The sequence below is a fragment of the Neorhizobium fuzhouense genome (genome assembly GCF_042611105.1).
Taxonomy (GTDB): Bacteria; Pseudomonadota; Alphaproteobacteria; order Rhizobiales; family Rhizobiaceae; genus Neorhizobium; species Neorhizobium galegae_A.
This window is the reverse complement of record NZ_JBHFFP010000012.1, coordinates 146,123-163,562: the sequence shown is the minus strand read 5'-3', so window position 1 is coordinate 163,562 and position 17,440 is coordinate 146,123. Positions and strand designations below refer to the sequence as shown.

Genomic DNA, 17,440 nt, shown 5'->3' with positions numbered 1-17,440 from the left:
AAGCGCCGGCCTTTTAGGGAAACGCCATGAAGGTGATCATCTGCGGCGCGGGCCAGGTGGGCTACGGGATCGCCGAACGTCTCTCGCAGGAAGACAACGAAGTTTCGGTCATCGACACCTCGGCCACGCTGATCAATGCCATTACCGAGACGCTCGATGTGCGCGGCTATGTCGGCCACGGGGCCCATCCGGATGTGTTGGCGAAAGCAGGCGCCGAGCAGGCCGACATGATCATTGCCGTCACGCTGTATGACGAGGTGAACATCGTTTCCTGCGAAGTGGCCCATGCCCTGTTCAGCGTGCCGACGAAGATTGCCCGCATCCGCTCCCAGAGCTATCTCCTGCCCGAATATGCCGACCTGTTCAGCAGCAAGAACATGTCGATCGACGTCACCATCTCGCCGGAAATCGAGGTCGGCAAGATGGTTCTGCGGCGCATCTCCTTCCCCGGCGCCACCGATGTGGCCCGTTTTGCCGACGACCATATCGCCATGGTGGCGATCGAATGCATGGAGGATTGCCCGGTCATCAGCACGCCGCTCGAGCAATTGAGCCAGCTGTTTCCGGATCTCATCGCCACCGTCGTCGGCGTCTATCGCCAGGGGCGCCTGTTTGTGCCGCGCTCGGCCGACCAGTTGCAGGCCGGCGATCTTGCCTATGTCATCTGCCAGCGCGACCATACGCGCCGCACGCTCGGCCTCTTCGGCCATGAGGAGCAGGAGGCCGGTCGCATCATCATCGCCGGCGCCGGCAATATCGGCACCTATGTTGCGCGGCGCATCGAGGAAATGCAGCCGAAGACACGCATCAAGATCATCGAGAGCGACCGTGACCGGGCCGTGGCCGTCTCCGAGCACTTGCGCCATACAATCGTTCTGCATGGCTCGGCGCTTGACCAGAACATTCTCCAGCAGGCCGATATCCAGGACGCGGACCTGATGGTGACGCTGACCAACAGCGACCAGATCAATATCCTGAGTGCGGCCATGGCCAAGGCACTCGGCTGCAAGTCGAACCTCGTCCTGGTCAACTCGTCGTCGCTGGGCGAGGTGAGCGGCTCGCTCAACATCGATTCGCTGATCAATCCGCGCGCCGTGACCATTTCGCGCGTTCTCCAGCATGTGCGAAAGGGGCGCATCCGCTCGGTCTATGCGGTACAGAACGGCGCAGCCGAAGTGATCGAGGCCGAGGCGCTGGACACGTCCCCGCTGGTTGGGCGGCCGTTTCGCGAACTCCATCTGCCGGCCGGGATCCGCATCGGCGCCATCATGCGCAATGGAACGGTCCTGCGTCCAAGCGGCGATACCCGCATCCGCGCCAAGGACCGGGTCGTGTTGTTCGCGACGTCAAAGGCGGTCAGGGACGTCGAGCAGCTGTTTCGGGTCTCCATCCAGTATTTCTGAGAGGCCGGCCGCGTCCGCCATTCCTTGCAGGATCAATCCGTGCAGGACATTGCCCGGCGATTCGCAACGCCGCACCGCGGCTCTGTTCAGACCGGAGCGCCAGGCCGTGCGTGGATCCTTCGATGGCGCGCCTGCAGCCGCGGCTGCAGGCCTCCCAAAGGGCTTTGGACCGCGCTTCCCCACAGTTGTGGCGGCTTTTCGCCATCTCGCCGCCGTCGAGTATTCGGCGTTGCGGAAAAGACGGCGATTTGATAACCAATCATCCGGATAGGGATGGCAGGAGAGGGTTTGCCATCGCTTTTTCCACGCGTGATCAATATTCCGGCGCTTAAGCCGGCAAAAAAGAAAGAAGCGGCGCTATGGCGGAACGTTCTCAAAATCTTCAGGACCTTTTCCTCAACACGGTCCGGAAGCAGAAAATTTCTCTCACCATCTTTCTCATCAACGGCGTCAAGTTGACGGGTGTCGTCACCTCTTTTGACAATTTCTGCGTGCTGCTGCGCCGCGACGGGCATTCGCAGCTGGTCTACAAGCATGCGATCTCGACCATCATGCCGGGCCAGCCGATGCAGATGTTCGAAAGCGAAGAGAGCGCGGCCTGAGCGGCACAATGACGGCAATTTCCCGTCCTGCCGGTTGAATTGCGGGCCCGCTCGTCCCATTTGTGACACGAGCGGGCTGCGATGCCGATATGCGTGGCCTGGCAGAGTGCGCCACGACATCATCGGCGGATCGACGGCTTGTCGCCAGTTGCATGCGCGCATCCTGGTCGGCGCCCGTGTCCCTTACCCGCCGCTTCGGCGTTTCGGGGGTCTCCATCGCTCAATCTGGCATCTTGAAGAGGGCGGCCGGCGCCGCCTGTGACTGAAGGACGATCACCATTACCACGACGCGCGACACATCCAACGAATCCCTCGTGCCTGAAACGGAAAAGCACCGCGACGACATGCGGGCGCTGGTGCTGGTGCCGGTTCTCAAGCAGAACAAGGGCGCCCGCGCGCAGCAGACCGAAGCGATCGCCTTTGCACCGCGCCGCACCGACGAAAGCCGCCTGGAAGAGGCGATCGGCCTTGCCCGCGCCATCGACCTGACGATCGCGCAGGGGCTGATCATTCCCGTCGCGCAACCGCGTCCGGCAACCCTGATCGGCAGCGGCAAGATCGAGGAAATCGCAAGCCTTCTCGATGAGCATGATGCCGGTCTCGTCATCGTCGATCACCCGCTGACGCCGGTGCAGCAGCGCAACCTCGAAAAGGAATGGAACGCCAAGGTCATTGACCGCACGGGCCTCATCCTTGAAATCTTTGGCCGGCGCGCCTCTACCAAGGAAGGCACGCTGCAGGTGGATCTGGCGCATTTGAACTACCAGAAGGGCCGCCTGGTTCGCAGCTGGACCCACCTGGAACGTCAGCGCGGTGGTGCGGGCTTCATGGGTGGTCCGGGTGAAACCCAGATCGAAGCCGACCGCCGCATGCTGCAGGACCGGATCGTCAAGCTCGAGAAGGAGCTGGAGCAGGTGGTGCGCACGCGCCAGCTGCACCGCGCCAAGCGCCGCAAGGTGCCGCACCCGATCGTGGCGCTGGTCGGCTATACCAATGCCGGCAAGTCGACGCTGTTCAACCGCATCACCGGCGCCGGCGTGCTGGCCGAAGACATGCTGTTTGCCACGCTCGACCCGACGCTTCGCCGCATGAAGCTGCCGCATGGCCGCACCGTCATCCTGTCCGATACCGTCGGCTTCATCTCGGATCTGCCGACGCATCTGGTGGCGGCCTTCCGGGCGACGCTGGAAGAAGTGCTGGAGGCTGATCTCATTCTCCACGTTCGCGACATGTCCGACCCGGACAATGGCGCGCAGGCGGGTGACGTGCTGCGCATTCTGGCCGATCTCGGCATCGACGAGAAGGAGCGCGACGCGCGCATCATCGAGGTGTGGAACAAGGTGGACCGGCTGGAGCCGGAAGCCCATGCCGCCATCACGGAAAAAGCCGCCGGCCGCCAGAATGTCATGGCCGTCTCGGCCGTCACCGGCGAGGGCGTCGACCCGCTGATGGACGAAATCTCCAAGCGCCTGTCCGGCGTGCTGACCGAGACAACCATCATCGTGCCGCCACAAAAGCTGTCGCTGGTCTCGTGGATCTACGACAACGCACTGGTCGACGGCCGCGAAGACCGCGAAGACGGATCCGTCTCCTTCGACCTGCGGCTCTCGGGCGACCAGGCGCAGGCGCTGGAGCGCAAGCTCGGCGTGCTGACGGTGGCGGAAAAGGAAGACTGGGAGCGATAGGCCAGCTGAGCCCACCCCGCATTTGATAGCTGGCCTTGTCCCGGGGACCGATTTGGCAGGCGCATCGCAGATCTTGCCTTACCAGTGGCGTTGTGGTGTGATGATGCCTTCAGACGAGGACGGCCCGGATGAAATCGAACCACGCCTTGACGATAACACTGCCGCACGATCTGGCGGAGATGGTGGACTTGAAGGTGCGGTCCGGAGAGTACGCCTCTGAAGAAGAGGTGATCACCGAAAGCCTTCGATCGCTTGCAGCCGAAAGTGCCGGGCTGGAGGACTGGATCAACGAACAGGTTCTTCCAACGGTCGATCGCCTTGCCGCTAATCCATCCAGTGCAGTTCCTGACGGGGAAGCCTGGGGGCAGATAAAGGCGCATATGGATCAGCGCCGCAGTTCTTCTCACTCAACGAAGTGACACACCCAGTGACACACCCAGTGACACACAAGGTGACGTTTTCACCGTAAGCTGTCGCAGACTTTAAGGACCTCTACGATTATCTGTTGCCCCGCGCCGGTGCGATGGACGCCGAGCGTTATGTTGCCGACATTTACGCCTATTGCCTTGGGTTCGCGACATTCCCGGAGCGGGGCCGCAGGCGCAAAGAGCGAAATGGGCTTCGCACTGTCGGCTATCGTCGACACGCGACGATTGCCTTTCAGGTGCATGATGACACGGTGACCATCATCAGACTGTTTCATCGCGGTCGACAAATTGATCTGTCAGAACCGTGATGCCGATTTATTGAGTGTCCCGATGAATAGTCTGGGCGGGCGCTGCCTTTACTCTTCAGCCTTCGCGGCCTGCCAAAGTTCTTCCATCTGATCCAGCGAGGCCTCTTCAAGTGAAACATTCACTTCCTGAAGTGATTTTTCTATATACCTGAAACGGCGTCGGAATTTTGTATTGGTGCCGCGCAATGCCTGCTCGGGATCTGCTTTGACATGACGGCCGATATTGACGAGCGCGAAGATCAGGTCGCCCAGCTCGTCTTTCACCTTGTGGGCTTCACCGCCCTTCAGCGCCTCGCGCAGCTCGGCGATCTCCTCCTCGATCTTGTCGAGGATCGGTTCAGCGTCCGACCAGTCGAAGCCCACCTTTGCGGCACGTTCCTGGAGTTTCAGCGCTTCGGTGAGCGCCGGCTGGCTGCGCTGGACGCTGCCGAGAAAGCCTGACTTTGAATCGTCGGTGAGGCCCCGCCGGGCGCGGCGTTCCGCCCGCTCGCGCTTTTCGGCCGCCTTGATCTCGTCCCACTGCACCTTGACGGCGTCGGGCGTCGAGACGTCCGAGCGGGCAAAGACATGCGGATGGCGGCGGATCATCTTCGTCATCACCGCCTCCACCACATCGCCGAACTGGAATTCGCCCGCTTCCGACGCCATCTGCGCGTGAAACACCACCTGGAAAAGGAGATCGCCCAGCTCGTCCTTCAGGTCTTCCATATCGTTGCGCTCGATCGCATCGGCAACCTCATAGGCCTCCTCGATCGTGTAGGGCTTGATCGTCTCAAACGTCTGTTCGACATCCCAGGGGCAGCCGGTCTGGCGATCCCGAAGGGCGGACATGAGGTCGAGGAGGCGCAGAATATCCTGCGAGGGCTGCATGGCGGCATCCTTGTGTCGTGGCAAAACGTGTCGGTGGAGATGGGTCAGGCAAGCGGAATGCTGTTGCCGCTCTTGCTCGCCTGGTAGGTGGCAGAGAGCGCGTCATAGCGGGCTTTGAGGGCCGCCACCTTGTGCCGCATGCGCTGGCGCTCGTCGCCCTCTGCGCCTTCCACCAGATCGGTGATGGCAAAGGCGTTCCAGAAGGCATTCTTGCGGCGATAGCCGCCGGGTTCCAGATCAAACACTTCCTTCAGGATCTTCAGGTCGTGCGGAATGGCAAAGGCATCGCGCGAATCCTCGTGGCTGAAGAAATAATAGAAATTGTCGAAACCGGCCCAGGTGATCGCCGACATGCACATGGTGCAGGGCTCATGGGTCGAAAGAAAGATGAGGTCGCGGGTATCCGGCTTTTCTCCCATCTCGTAAAAGCGTTTCAGCGTGTGCACTTCACCGTGCCAGAGCGGATTTTCGAGCTCGTTATTGGTTTCGGCAATCACCAGCGACAGATCCGATTTGCGCAGGATGGCGGCGCCGAACAGCTTGTTGCCGGTCTCCACCCCGCGCGCCGTCAAGGGGATTATATCCTGTTCGATCACGTCGAGAAGGCGCGAGGCAAGGGCGGGTGTGGTCACGGCAACTGTCCCTGGATGAGGATGATGATAGCCATCATAGGCCGTCCAAAAGACAAGGGGAACGATTTTTCATCATTCTCCTCTATCGCAAGGTCACGGATGAAAGCGCAACGTCCAAAGGCTTATTTTTCCCTCGCCGGGCCGATCTCGGAACAGAAATACCCGGCTTTCGGCCCATGTGAATTTGCGTTTCTTCTAACCATCCGGACGCTCTGTCATAATAGGGGCGTTAGGTTGCAGTGCGGTATCGGCCGCAGACGTGATGACGGGAATGGAGACATGACAGACAAGGTGTTGACCGCCAATCGCCTTACCGACGGCATCGCCGTCTGGCTGGATGCAGGCGGCACCTGGAACGAGACGCTGCAGGAAGCGCTTGTCGCGCGCCATGCCGAAGCAGTGGCCGCGTTGGAAGCGATCGGCAAGCGGGATTTTTCCGCCAATCTCGTGGTGGATGTCAATGTCGTCGAGGTGGAAGAGGTAAACGGCCAGCTGCGGCCGCTGCGCCTGCGCGAACGCATCCGTGCCGCCGGCCCGAGCATGGATTATGCCGCCGGTTACCCGTCCGCCGACCCGGCCTTTATCGCAGCCTGAGGATATCATGTACCGTTACGACGAGTTCGACCACGCTTTCGTTTCCGCGCGCGTGGACCAGTTTCGCGACCAGGTGGCCCGCCGCCTTTCCGGTGAGCTGGCCGAGGATGCCTTCAAGCCGCTGCGCCTGATGAACGGCGTCTATCTGCAATTGCACGCCTATATGCTGCGGGTCGCCATTCCCTATGGCACGCTGAACAGCCGGCAGATGCGCATGCTCGCCCATATCGCCCGCAAATATGACCGTGGCTACGGCCATTTCACCACGCGCCAGAACATTCAGTACAACTGGCCAAAGCTCTCCGATACGCCTGACATTCTTTCCGAACTAGCATCCGTCGAGATGCATGCGCTGCAGACCTCGGGCAATTGCATTCGCAATGTGACGGCCGACCATTTCGCCGGCGCGGCCGCAGACGAAGTGGCCGATCCGCGGCCTTACGCGGAAATCCTGCGCCAGTGGTCGTCGGTGCACCCGGAATTTTCCTATCTGCCGCGCAAGTTCAAGATTGCCGTGACCGGAGCCGAGCGCGACCGCGCCGCCATCCAGGTGCACGACATCGGCCTGCACCTGAAGCGAAACGACGAGGGCCGCATCGGCTTTGCCGTCTATGTCGGCGGCGGGCAGGGGCGCACGCCGATGGTGGCGAAGAAGATCCGCGATTTCCTGCCCGAAGAGGATCTCCTGTCCTACATTACGGCCATCATGCGCGTGTATAACCTGCATGGCCGGCGCGACAACAAATACAAGGCCCGCATCAAGATCCTCGTGCACGAAACGGGCGCCGAGGAACTGGCGCGCCAGGTGGATGAGGAATTCGCCCATCTTCAGGGCGCCGAGCTGACGCTGCCGCCGGGCGATATCGCTGCCATCAGCGCCTATTTCGCGCCGCCGCCGCTTGGCGAGCGGTCGGAAGGCTGGGCCCAGCTGGCAGGCTGGAAAAAGGCCGACCCGGCCTTTGCCCGCTGGGTGGACCAGAACGTGCAGCCGCACAAGCATCCCGATTACGGCATGGTGACGATCTCGCTGAAGCCCATCGGCGGCATTCCAGGCGACGCGACCGACGTGCAGATGGAGGCCATTGCCGACATTGCCCAGGAGTATGCCTTCGACGAAATCCGCATCAGCCATGAGCAGAACGTCATCCTGCCGCATGTGGCGCTGGCCGATCTGGAGCCCGTCTACCGGGCGCTGGCCGCGCACGGCCTTGCGACAGCCAATGCCGGCCTCATCACCGACATGATCGTCTGTCCGGGGCTGGATTATTGTGCGCTTGCCAATGCGCGGTCCATCCCCGTTGCGCAGGCGATCTCCAACCGCTTCGGCTCGGCCGAACGGCAGGCGGAAATTGGCGAGCTGAAGATCAAGATTTCCGGCTGCATCAATGCCTGCGGCCACCACCATGTCGGCCATATCGGGCTTCTGGGCGTCGAAAAGAAGGGTGCGGAACTCTATCAGATCACGCTTGGCGGCTCCGGCGACGAGCACACCTCGATCGGCGAAATCATCGGGCGCGGTTTCGAGCCGGAAAAGGTGACGGACGCGGTCGAGAAGATCGTCGATACTTACCTCTCGCTTCGCCTGTCGAAAGACGAAATTTTCCTCGAAGCCTATCGTCGCGTCGGGCCGCAGCCGTTCAAGGACGCGCTCTACGGTTCGGCGGCAGCTGCGGCTTGAAGGGGCGGGGACACAAGCCATGACACGTATCTGGACCGAAGCCGGTTTCGTTGACAACGATCCGTGGATCATCGAAACCGACGAGGTGAAGGCCACGGGAGATCAGCGCCGCCTGCTCTCCGTCGACCAGCTTCTGGAGGAGGCCGACGCTTCCAACGAGGTGGGTTTTGGCGTTCTCATCAAGCCTTCCGACGATGTGCGCCGGCTGGAGCCCTATCTCTACCGGCTGGAACTGGTGGCGGTGCAATTTCCCGCCTTCAGCGACGGGCGCGGGTTCAGCCATGCCTCCCTTCTGCGCGAGCGGCTGGGCTACCGCAACGAGCTTCGCGCCGTGGGCGACGTGCTGATCGACCATATTCCGCTGATGCTGCGCTGCGGCTTCGACAGCTTTGCCGTGACCAATGCCACAGCACTGAAGCGGCTTTCGGAAAACCGCCTGCCGGGGATCGATGTGCATTACCAGCCGACGGCGCGTCCCGCCAAGGCAGGCGAAGCCTATAGCTGGCGCCGCCGCTCCGCCTGATCCGATCCTCAATCCGCTGAAAAGCTGATCCGAAAAGACATATTTTTCGCGCCGGGCGCGGCATATGCACGCGCCTGTCTTCAAAAACCGCCGCGCATGGTATATTTCGCATGCGCGAGACGAAACGATAACAGACGAGACCTCCGGTATGAATGCTCCTGCCAAGACCGATGCGTTTGAAGCCAATGCTGCGGCAAAGCCTGAGGCGAAGATTCCGGACGGCGTCTATGCCGAAACGGTGCTGGCGGTGGAGCATTACACCGATCGTCTGTTCCGCTTCCGCATGACGCGCCCGGCCGGCTATCGTTTCCGCTCGGGCGAGTTTGCCATGATCGGCCTGATGGTGGGCGACAAGCCGATCTATCGTGCCTATTCGATCGCCAGCCCCTCCTGGGACGAGGAACTGGAATTCTTCTCGATCAAGGTACCGGACGGGCCGCTGACCTCGCATCTGCAGGCTATCAAGCCGGGCGATACGGTTCTGATGCGCAAGAAGCCGACCGGCACGCTGGTGCTCGATGCACTGACGCCGGGCAAGCGTCTCTACATGTTTTCCACGGGCACCGGCATTGCACCCTTTGCAAGCCTTATCCGCGATCCGGAAACCTATGAAAAGTTCGAGGAAGTCATCCTCACCCATACCTGCCGCGAGATCGCCGAGCTGAAATACGGCTTCGACCTGATGGAAGAGATCCGCAATCACGAGTTCCTGGCAGAAATCGTCGGCGACAAGCTGAAGCACTATCCGACCGTGACGCGCGAAGCCTATCCGTTCCAGGGCCGCATCACCGACCTCATGGAAAGCGGCAAGCTCTACACAGATCTTGGCGTGCCGCCGCTTGACCCGGCAATCGACCGCGGCATGATCTGCGGCTCGACCGCGATGCTGAAGGAAACGAAGGAACTGCTGGAAAAAGCAGGCCTCACCGAAGGCGCCAACAACAAGCCCGCCGAATTCGTCATCGAGCGGGCTTTCGTCGGCTGATCGCCAGCAACCGCTGCGCCGCCTTGCCATCGCGGGGTCGCCCCGCCGATCCGGCTGGTATTGCCGGATCGGATCCTCTGCTTAGTCGGGGCTTTGTGAGGCAGATTCCGTGACGCGCTATGCGATCTGGTAGTGAGGGCCATCGAGGAAGGCTTTTTTCCCGATTTGCCTGCGCCGCGCCGTGTAGGCTTCGACTTCGTGTTCCAGATCGGCCGCGGTGTCACCGAGTTCACTGAACGGACGATCCCACACGCCGCCCCAGATCAGGTTGACCCCAAGCTCACGGCTCGCGTGATGCATGGCGGCGGCGATATGATAGATCGGCCCCCATTCCCAGCGCAGCTTGCCATTGATCACAGGCACAAGATCGACAGCGTGGCCGTAGCCGGTGTCTGCCTGCGGCAGATGAAGGCTCTTCAACGTTTGCGACGCACCGGTTTTTACATATTCCTTCTGCTCATCCAGTGTTCTCAAGCCATCATGGACCGCAAAGTCCACGATCGAGATCAGGATCGCCCGGTTAACGACACCGACCAGATCCGGATGAACATTGTGCAGTTCCTGCAATGAATTAGCGCCGAGTTTGAAAGTCATCACCACACCCTCCGTTTTGCGGAGAAGCGTAATTGATTTACACTCGCAGAAGAACTGGCAAAACCCTGGGGAATATTAAGGGTTTTGCCGTTTCTTGTAGGCGACGAAGCAGGATATGCTGATGATTACGGCGTGACCGTCAGCTTTGCCTTCATGCCGGCTTCGAAGTGGCCCTTGATATTGCAAAGAAGCAGGTAGTTTCCGGGGGCAAGCTTCACCTTCAGCTGGCCGTCCTTGCCGGCTTTCAGGTCTGCCACTTCGCCGAGGCTCTTCAGCTTGGATTCGTCCACACGGTGCTTTGCGGCATTGACCGGCACGGTTTCGTCAGCCGACTTCAGCTTGACCAGCACCATCTCGTGTTCTTCGCTCAAGGCGTCGTTGTGAACCTTGAAGATCACGTCGCCGGCCGGAACGCTGGCGTGATCGAGGCTGATTGTCATCGGGCCTCCGGCTTCGCCATCTTCCTTGACCATGATGGTGCTGGCGGCGAATGCCTCGGTGGAAAGCGTGAGGGAAAGGGCGACAAGTGCGGAAAGGCGGACGGAAAGGGCCATGACTGTTCTCCTTGGGTTGACGGTCACCCACCCAGTAGGGCGCGAAGCTGACAGCATCCTGAAGGACCCTTCGAGCCGAAAACACAGCGCCGCCCGTCTCGCCGCCGGACAAACCTGTGAAGGCAGGGACCAAGCCTGGAACCGTCACTGGAACCTTGCCGGGCCTTGCACGTTGACCGGCACCTTTTGATATCAGCTTGGACGAACGAGATGAAAAAATTGATGATCGCCGTTGTGTCGCTGGCAACAGCCCTGACCAGCCTGCCAGCGATGGCTGCGCCCGCCTTTGTGGCGCGTCCGATGGGCCAGATGACCACGTCCGCACCCGAAGCGACGTTCCAGACCGTCGGCTGCAACAACTTGACCAATTGCCCGCAGGAGAACCCGCGCTGGACCAATGGCTCCCGCCGCTGGGATCGTGACCGCGATTATCGTTGGGATCGCCGGGATTACCGCAGCGATCGCCGCTACTATCGTGACCGCGATCGGCGCCACCACAGCAATGCCGGCGCCGTCATCGGCGGCCTCGCAGCCGGTGCGGTGATCGGCGGCATCATTGCCTCGCAGCAGCAGGGCAGCCGGACGGTGAGCGGATCCCATGAGCAGTACTGCGCCAGCAAATATCGCTCCTACCGCGCCTATGACAATACCTATCAGCCGCTGAGCGGTCCGCGCCAGCAGTGCCGCTAAGCGGTCCCACGACCTGCATGCGAGACGAAAAAATCCCCGGTGATGAGCCGGGGATTTCTTTGTCTTATGCCGTACTCGGGGGGTGGCCGTTCTATTCGGCCGCTTCCGCGTAGTCTTCCATCGGGGGGCAGGTGCAGACCAGATTGCGGTCGCCATAGACATTGTCGATACGGTTGACCGGCGACCAGTACTTGTCGACACGGAACGAGCCGGGCGGGAAGCAGGCCTGTTCGCGCGAGTAAGGACGATCCCACTCGCCGACCAGATCCTCCACCGTATGCGGGGCGTTCTTCAGCGGGTTGTTGTTGCGATCCATCCTGCCTTCTTCGATGGCGCGGGCCTCCTCGCGGATGGCGAGCATCGCATCGCAGAAGCGGTCGATCTCGGCCTTGGTTTCCGATTCAGTCGGCTCGATCATCAGCGTGCCGGCGACCGGCCAGCTCATGGTCGGGGCGTGGAAACCGCAATCGACAAGGCGCTTGGCGACGTCATCGACGGTGACACCGGCAGAGGCTGCCAGCGGGCGGGTGTCGATGATGCATTCATGCGCAACGCGACCGGAGGCCGACTTGTAGAGCACGTCATAGCTGCCTGCGAGACGGGCGGCGATATAGTTGGCGTTGAGGATCGCAACCTTCGTCGCCTGAGTCAGGCCTTCACCACCCATCATCAGGCAATAGGACCACGAAATCGGCAGGATCGACGGAGAACCGAAGGGAGCCGCAGACACGGCACCATCGCGTCCGTCCGTTGCCACATGGCCGGGCAGGTGCTTTGCCAGATGCGCCTTCACGCCAATCGGGCCCATGCCGGGACCGCCACCGCCATGGGGAATGCAGAAGGTCTTGTGCAGGTTGAGGTGAGAGACGTCCGAGCCGATATCGCCCGGGCGCGACAGGCCGACCATGGCATTCATGTTGGCGCCGTCGAGATAGACCTGGCCACCATGCTGATGGGTAATGGCGCAGATTTCGCTCACCGTCTCCTCGAACACGCCATGCGTCGAGGGGTAGGTCACCATGCAGGCGGCAAGGTTTGCGGAATACTGCTCGGCCTTGGCGCGGAAATCATCAAGATCGACGTCGCCATTCTCCTTGGCCTTCACCGGCACCACCTTCATGCCGACCATCTGGGCAGAGGCCGGATTGGTGCCATGGGCTGACGTCGGGATGAGGCAGACGTCTCGGTGGGCATTGCCTTCCGCGATATGATAGTTGCGGATGGTGAGGAGGCCGGCATATTCGCCCTGCGCGCCGGAATTCGGCTGCATGGAGATCGCATCATAACCGGTGATCTGGCAGAGCTTTGCCGAGAGATCCTCGATCATCTCCTTGTAGCCGAGCGCCTGGTCGGCCGGGCAGAAGGGATGCATATCGGCAAATTCCGGCCAGGTGATCGGCAGCATTTCGGCCGTGGCATTGAGCTTCATCGTGCAGGAACCGAGCGGGATCATTGCCCGGTCGAGGGCAAGATCGCGGTCCGAGAGCCGGCGGATATAGCGGGTCATCTCGCTTTCGGCACGGTTCATGTGGAAGATCGGGTGCGTCATGTAGGGCGAGGTGCGCAGCAGATCGGTCGGCAGGCGGTAATCGGCCTCGAAATCGGACACTTCGAAATTGCCGCCAAACGCGCGCCAGACGGCTTCGAGCGTCACCGGCCGCGTACGCTCATCGAGTGACATGCCGATCTTGGTCGAGCCCACCTTGCGCAGGTTGACGCCTTCGGCAACGGCGGCGCGCAGGATGAGCCCCTGCATATGGCCGACCTCGACGGTGATCGTGTCGAAGAAGGTTTCCTGCTCCACGCTGTAGCCGAGCTTTTCCAGGCCCTTCGCCATCAGCACGGCCTTTTTGTGCACCTGCTGGGCAATGGCTTTGAGGCCTTCCGGCCCATGGAAGACGCCGTACATGGAGGCCATGACGGCAAGCAGCACCTGTGCCGTGCAGATGTTCGACGTCGCCTTTTCGCGGCGGATATGCTGTTCGCGGGTCTGCAGGCTGAGGCGATAGGCGCGGTTGCCGCGCGCATCGACCGACACGCCGACGAGACGGCCGGGCATCGAGCGCTTGTGCGCATCCTTCACCGCCATGAAGGCCGCATGCGGGCCACCATAGCCCATCGGCACGCCAAAGCGCTGCGACGAGCCGATGGCGATATCGGCACCCATTTCGCCGGGCGACTTCAGAAGCGTCAGCGCCAGAAGGTCGGCGGCAACGGCTGCCACGGCACCGGTCTGGTGCAGGCGGGCGATCAGGCCGGAAAAATCATGCGCATGACCGTGCGTGCCCGGATACTGGAAGATCGCGCCGAAGACATCGACCGGATCGAGATCGGTAAAGGGATTGCCGATAACGACGCTCCAGCCGAGCGGGGCCGCACGCGTTTCGATGAGCGCGATCGTCTGCGGATGGCAGGCCGAATCGACAAAGAAGGCGGTTGCCTTGGACTTTGCCTGGCGCTGGCAGAGCGCCATGGCTTCGGCCGCAGCGGTTGCCTCATCGAGCAACGAGGCATTTGCGACATCAAGGCCTGTCAGGTCACAGATCATCGTCTGGAAGTTCAGCAGTGCCTCGAGGCGGCCCTGAGAAATTTCCGGCTGGTAGGGCGTGTAGGCTGTGTACCAGGCGGGGTTTTCCAGAATGTTGCGCTGGATGACCGGCGGCGTGATGGTGCCGTAATAGCCCTGGCCGATCAGCGAGGTGAGCGGCTGGTTCTTGTTGGCGGTCTCGCGCAACCGGTCGAGCGCTTCGCGTTCGGTGAGTGCAGCACCCCAGGCCAGCGGCTCGCGCTGCCGGATGGTGGAGGGGACGGTTGCGTCGATCAGCGCGTCGAGCGAACGGTAGCCGACGACCTTCAGCATCTCCGCCATTTCGGACGGCGAGGGACCGATATGCCGGCGATTGGCAAAATCGTAGGGCTGGTAGTCGGTGAAATGGAAATCGCGTGTGTCTGACATCAGCCGATCAGCTCCTTGTAGGCTGCTTCGTCCATGAGGTCGTCGGCATCGGCAACGTTGGCGAGCTTCAGCTTAAAGAACCAGCCGGCGCCCTGCGGATCGGAGTTGACCAGCGACGGATCGGACGTGATCGCTTCGTTGATCTCGACGATCTCGCCGGACAGCGGACAATAGACGTCGGATGCAGCCTTGACGCTTTCGACGGTGGCGGCTTCGCCGTTCTTCTCGAAGGTGGCGCCGACTTCGGGCAGTTCGACGAAAACCAGATCGCCCAGCTGGTCTGCGGCGTGCTGCGTGATGCCGACAGTTGCGACATCGCCCTCGAGCTTCAGCCATTCGTGTTCAGCGGTGAATTTCAGCATGATGTTCAGTCCTCTCTGAAGGAAATTTGAAATTGGTCAGATGCGGGGAGCAAGCGCGCCCCCCTCTGGCCTGCCGGCCATCTCCCCCACAAGGGGGGGGAGATCAGATGGGCGCGCCCGTCTGCCAGCCTCGACGCCGATGAAAGGCGAGAGGCTGCTGCCTGCTGATCTCCCCCCCTTGTGGGGGAGATGGCCGGCAGGCCAGAGGGGGGCTTTGGCTGGCAGAACCATCATAAACTACCGCTTATAAGTCGGCGTGATGAAGGGCAGGGCGCTGACGGTGACGGGGAGATACTTGCCGCGCACTTCCGCAAAGATCTGGGTGCCGGGACTTGCGTGGCTGACGGGCAGATAGCCCATGGCCACGGGCCCTTCGACCGAGGGACCGAAGGTGCCGGATGTCACTTCGCCAAGATCGTGAACGCCTTCGGCATCGGCAAACAGGCGCGCATGGGCGCGCACCGGCGCCTTGCCGTCCGGCTTCAGCCCGACGCGGCGACGCAGCGTGCCGTTCGTCACTTCCCGGAGGATGCGGTCGGCGCCCGGAAAGCCGCCTTCGCGTGCGCCGCCGAGGCGACGTGCCTTCTGGATCGCCCATTCGAGCGACGCCTCAATGGGGCTTGTGAGCGTGTCGATATCGTTTCCGTAGAGGCAAAGTCCGGCTTCCAGCCGCAGCGAATCACGCGCACCGAGACCGATCGGCTCGCAATCGGGATGCGCCAGAAGCGCCCGGGCGAGATCCTCGGCCTTGTCGGCCGGCACCGAGATTTCAAACCCGTCCTCGCCGGAATAGCCGGAGCGCGAGACGATGCAGTCAGCACCTACAAGTGTCACGTCGCGCACGTCCATGAAGCTCATCGCCGTCACATCGGCATTGAGCGATGCCAGCACGGCTTCGGCGGCGGGTCCCTGAAGCGCAATCAGCGCCCGGTCTTCGAGCGGCGTGACGGAACAGCCGGCAAGGTTCGCTTGCATATGGGCGATATCGGCGCCCTTGCAGGCAGCGTTGACCACGACGAAGAGGTGATCGCCACGGTTGGCCAGCATCAGGTCATCCAGGATGCCGCCCTTCTCGTCGGTGAAGAAGCCATAGCGCTGGCGGCCGGGTTTGAGGCCGAGAATATCGACCGGTACCAGTGTTTCGAGCGCAAGCGCTGCGTCTTCGAAGGTGCCGGACTGGGCTTTCACGATGACCTGGCCCATGTGGGACACATCGAACAGGCCCGCCTTGGCGCGGGTGTGCAGGTGTTCCTTCATCACGCCGGCCGGATATTGCACCGGCATGTCGTAACCGGCAAACGGCACCATGCGGGCGCCGAGCGACAGATGAAGCGCGTGAAGCGGTGTGGAAAGGAGAGGGCCGGTATCGGTCAAGAAAACCTCCAGGTCTGTGCAAAACTATTCGCACGGGTGCTCAGTGTGGCGTCCTTACGCCGTTCATGAGCCCCCTCTGTCCTTCGCGCCTGAGATTGTTATCCCTTCGGCGAGCCTTTGCGCATGAAAAGGCTTCTCTCCAGAGTCCTGTTCCTCCCGCTGGTCCTTTTGCCTGAGAGTTTCCGGGGCGGTTGCTCCTTCGGCGCCGCATCAAAGCGGTTTCTCCCAGCGGGATGCGCTCATTATGAGGGAGCCCCCCCTGTTGGCAAGAGGCAAATGTCGCAGCCGGCATGTATTTTGTCGTCGCCCGAAAAACGTCGGGCGGCCGGACATCACGCCCTCAGATTTCCTCGTAGGCGTCGCGCGCCTGTTTCAGACTGGCCTGTTGCTGTTGCTGGTGGCTATCGGTCATGTCGAAGGCAAGCGGCACGGCGGGGAGCAGTGCGGCGATATCGGTGGCATCGGCGCCTTCGACACGGCGTCGCTCCTTTTCCGCCACCATCCGCTGCTCCTTCACCTGGTCTACGGTTGCCACGCGGCGTGCCGGGCGCGCCGCATCCATTGCGTAGGCGGCCGTAATCGCCGATACTGAAGGAACCTGAGTCATGCTGCGACCATCTCCTGAAACCGAAAACGATAGAGACGTTGCTTTTGTTCCTCTTTAAACAAATTGCTCAAGGTTTAGCGATCATTGTCTTTTTAGGGAATTGATGTCTTGCTGATGCAGCTTACGCTTGTCGCAGTGGGCGGCGCTGTCGGTTCGGTCTGCCGCTACCTGGCAGGGCTTGCCGTGACGCGGCTCCTCGGCTTTAATTTTCCCTGGGGCACGCTGACAATCAACATTGCCGGCTGCTTTGCCATCGGCTTCCTGACCGAGCTTCTGGCGCGCCGTTTCGATGCCTCGCTCGATTTGCGCCTGCTGATCATCGTCGGCTTTCTCGGCGGCTTCACAACGTTTTCGTCCTTCTCCCTCGACACGATGGTTCTCATCGAGCGGGGAGCGACAGCGGCGGCATTGTCCTATGTGCTCGCCAGCGTTTTGGTCTCCTTGCTGGCGGCATTTGGCGGGCTTGCGCTTGGTCGTGCCGTTCTCTGACGCCCGATTGCGCAGACAGTATAAACCTTCCCTGCCATTTCTCTTTCCCTTGCGCGGCGAAATCATCTAAAGGCTCAGATCAAAGGGCCGCAGCGCCCATTCCAGA

Annotated in this window: 18 protein-coding genes, 1 pseudogene and 1 riboswitch; of the genes and pseudogenes, 11 read left to right on the top strand and 8 right to left on the bottom strand. The window is 61.4% G+C overall.

Annotated features, from left to right (window positions below; translation table 11 throughout):
• Positions 1-26 precede the first annotated feature (26 nt).
• From trkA to ACEXP3_RS20015, 5 genes and pseudogenes are all read left to right on the top strand, one after another.
• A complete protein-coding gene (trkA, locus tag ACEXP3_RS20035; protein WP_377298831.1) occupies positions 27-1,403 on the top strand; it encodes a Trk system potassium transporter TrkA in 1,377 nt (458 codons plus the stop codon).
• 359 nt (positions 1,404-1,762) lie between these two features.
• Positions 1,763-2,005, top strand: coding sequence for an RNA chaperone Hfq (hfq, locus tag ACEXP3_RS20030; RefSeq protein WP_056335505.1), 243 nt, complete (start codon positions 1,763-1,765; stop codon positions 2,003-2,005).
• 344 nt (positions 2,006-2,349) lie between these two features.
• Positions 2,350-3,690 carry a GTPase HflX gene (gene hflX / locus ACEXP3_RS20025; RefSeq protein ID WP_377298894.1) on the top strand — a complete coding sequence of 447 codons (1,341 nt, stop codon included), beginning with the start codon at positions 2,350-2,352 and terminating at the stop codon, positions 3,688-3,690.
• Positions 3,691-3,818: 128 nt separating this feature from the next.
• Positions 3,819-4,109 (top strand): ribbon-helix-helix domain-containing protein, encoded by a 291-nt coding sequence (locus ACEXP3_RS20020; protein WP_377298829.1) that lies wholly within the window; start codon positions 3,819-3,821, stop codon positions 4,107-4,109.
• 62 nt (positions 4,110-4,171) lie between these two features.
• A pseudogene (locus ACEXP3_RS20015) lies at positions 4,172-4,426 on the top strand (type II toxin-antitoxin system RelE/ParE family toxin); the annotation flags it as partial.
• A 48-nt stretch (positions 4,427-4,474) separates the two neighbouring features.
• On the opposite strand, the gene mazG reads toward ACEXP3_RS20015, so the two are convergent.
• Positions 4,475-5,296 (bottom strand): nucleoside triphosphate pyrophosphohydrolase, encoded by an 822-nt coding sequence (mazG, locus tag ACEXP3_RS20010; protein WP_377298828.1) that lies wholly within the window; start codon positions 5,294-5,296, stop codon positions 4,475-4,477.
• 44 nt (positions 5,297-5,340) lie between these two features.
• Entirely contained in the window at positions 5,341-5,928 is a 588-nt protein-coding gene (locus ACEXP3_RS20005; RefSeq protein ID WP_377298826.1) for a nucleoside deaminase, read from the bottom strand.
• 279 nt (positions 5,929-6,207) lie between these two features.
• Here ACEXP3_RS20005 and ACEXP3_RS20000 point away from each other — a divergent pair, with 279 nt between their 5' ends.
• The 4 genes from ACEXP3_RS20000 to ACEXP3_RS19985 all read left to right on the top strand — a co-directional run bounded on the left by ACEXP3_RS20000 (position 6,208) and on the right by ACEXP3_RS19985 (position 9,708).
• Entirely contained in the window at positions 6,208-6,522 is a 315-nt protein-coding gene (locus ACEXP3_RS20000; RefSeq protein ID WP_377298824.1) for a DUF2849 domain-containing protein, read from the top strand.
• A gap of 7 nt (positions 6,523-6,529) precedes the next feature.
• Positions 6,530-8,200 carry a nitrite/sulfite reductase gene (locus ACEXP3_RS19995; RefSeq protein WP_377298822.1) on the top strand — a complete coding sequence of 557 codons (1,671 nt, stop codon included), beginning with the start codon at positions 6,530-6,532 and terminating at the stop codon, positions 8,198-8,200.
• 19 nt (positions 8,201-8,219) lie between these two features.
• A complete protein-coding gene (locus tag ACEXP3_RS19990; RefSeq protein ID WP_377298820.1) occupies positions 8,220-8,723 on the top strand; it encodes a DUF934 domain-containing protein in 504 nt (167 codons plus the stop codon).
• Positions 8,724-8,871: 148 nt separating this feature from the next.
• On the top strand, positions 8,872-9,708 hold the full coding sequence (locus ACEXP3_RS19985) for a ferredoxin--NADP reductase (RefSeq protein WP_377298818.1): 837 nt from the start codon (positions 8,872-8,874) through the stop codon (positions 9,706-9,708).
• Between the two features lie 117 nt (positions 9,709-9,825).
• Here ACEXP3_RS19985 and ACEXP3_RS19980 read toward each other — a convergent pair whose 3' ends face one another.
• Complete coding sequence (locus ACEXP3_RS19980; protein ID WP_245365930.1) at positions 9,826-10,302, bottom strand: M15 family metallopeptidase; 477 nt, start codon at positions 10,300-10,302, stop codon at positions 9,826-9,828.
• Between the two features lie 125 nt (positions 10,303-10,427).
• Positions 10,428-10,856, bottom strand: coding sequence for a plastocyanin/azurin family copper-binding protein (locus ACEXP3_RS19975; RefSeq protein ID WP_210105010.1), 429 nt, complete (start codon positions 10,854-10,856; stop codon positions 10,428-10,430).
• 210 nt (positions 10,857-11,066) lie between these two features.
• Here ACEXP3_RS19975 and ACEXP3_RS19970 point away from each other — a divergent pair, with 210 nt between their 5' ends.
• Positions 11,067-11,546, top strand: coding sequence for a BA14K family protein (locus tag ACEXP3_RS19970; protein WP_377298816.1), 480 nt, complete (start codon positions 11,067-11,069; stop codon positions 11,544-11,546).
• Between the two features lie 91 nt (positions 11,547-11,637).
• Here ACEXP3_RS19970 and gcvP read toward each other — a convergent pair whose 3' ends face one another.
• The 4 genes from gcvP to ACEXP3_RS19950 all read right to left on the bottom strand — a co-directional run bounded on the left by gcvP (position 11,638) and on the right by ACEXP3_RS19950 (position 16,845).
• Positions 11,638-14,502, bottom strand: a complete 2,865-nt coding sequence (gcvP, locus tag ACEXP3_RS19965; protein ID WP_377298814.1) for an aminomethyl-transferring glycine dehydrogenase — start codon at positions 14,500-14,502, stop codon at positions 11,638-11,640.
• Positions 14,502-14,864 carry a glycine cleavage system protein GcvH gene (gcvH, locus tag ACEXP3_RS19960; RefSeq protein ID WP_377298812.1) on the bottom strand — a complete coding sequence of 121 codons (363 nt, stop codon included), beginning with the start codon at positions 14,862-14,864 and terminating at the stop codon, positions 14,502-14,504. The genes gcvP and gcvH overlap by 1 nt, the downstream gene beginning before the upstream one ends.
• Positions 14,865-15,101: 237 nt before the next feature.
• On the bottom strand, positions 15,102-16,238 hold the full coding sequence (gene gcvT / locus ACEXP3_RS19955) for a glycine cleavage system aminomethyltransferase GcvT (protein ID WP_377298810.1): 1,137 nt from the start codon (positions 16,236-16,238) through the stop codon (positions 15,102-15,104).
• A gap of 150 nt (positions 16,239-16,388) precedes the next feature.
• Positions 16,389-16,476: riboswitch (glycine riboswitch) on the bottom strand.
• A gap of 102 nt (positions 16,477-16,578) precedes the next feature.
• Positions 16,579-16,845 (bottom strand): hypothetical protein, encoded by a 267-nt coding sequence (locus tag ACEXP3_RS19950; RefSeq protein ID WP_210105015.1) that lies wholly within the window; start codon positions 16,843-16,845, stop codon positions 16,579-16,581.
• Positions 16,846-16,956: 111 nt separating this feature from the next.
• Here ACEXP3_RS19950 and crcB point away from each other — a divergent pair, with 111 nt between their 5' ends.
• Positions 16,957-17,334, top strand: a complete 378-nt coding sequence (gene crcB, locus ACEXP3_RS19945) for a fluoride efflux transporter CrcB (RefSeq protein ID WP_377298892.1) — start codon at positions 16,957-16,959, stop codon at positions 17,332-17,334.
• Positions 17,335-17,440 lie beyond the last annotated feature (106 nt).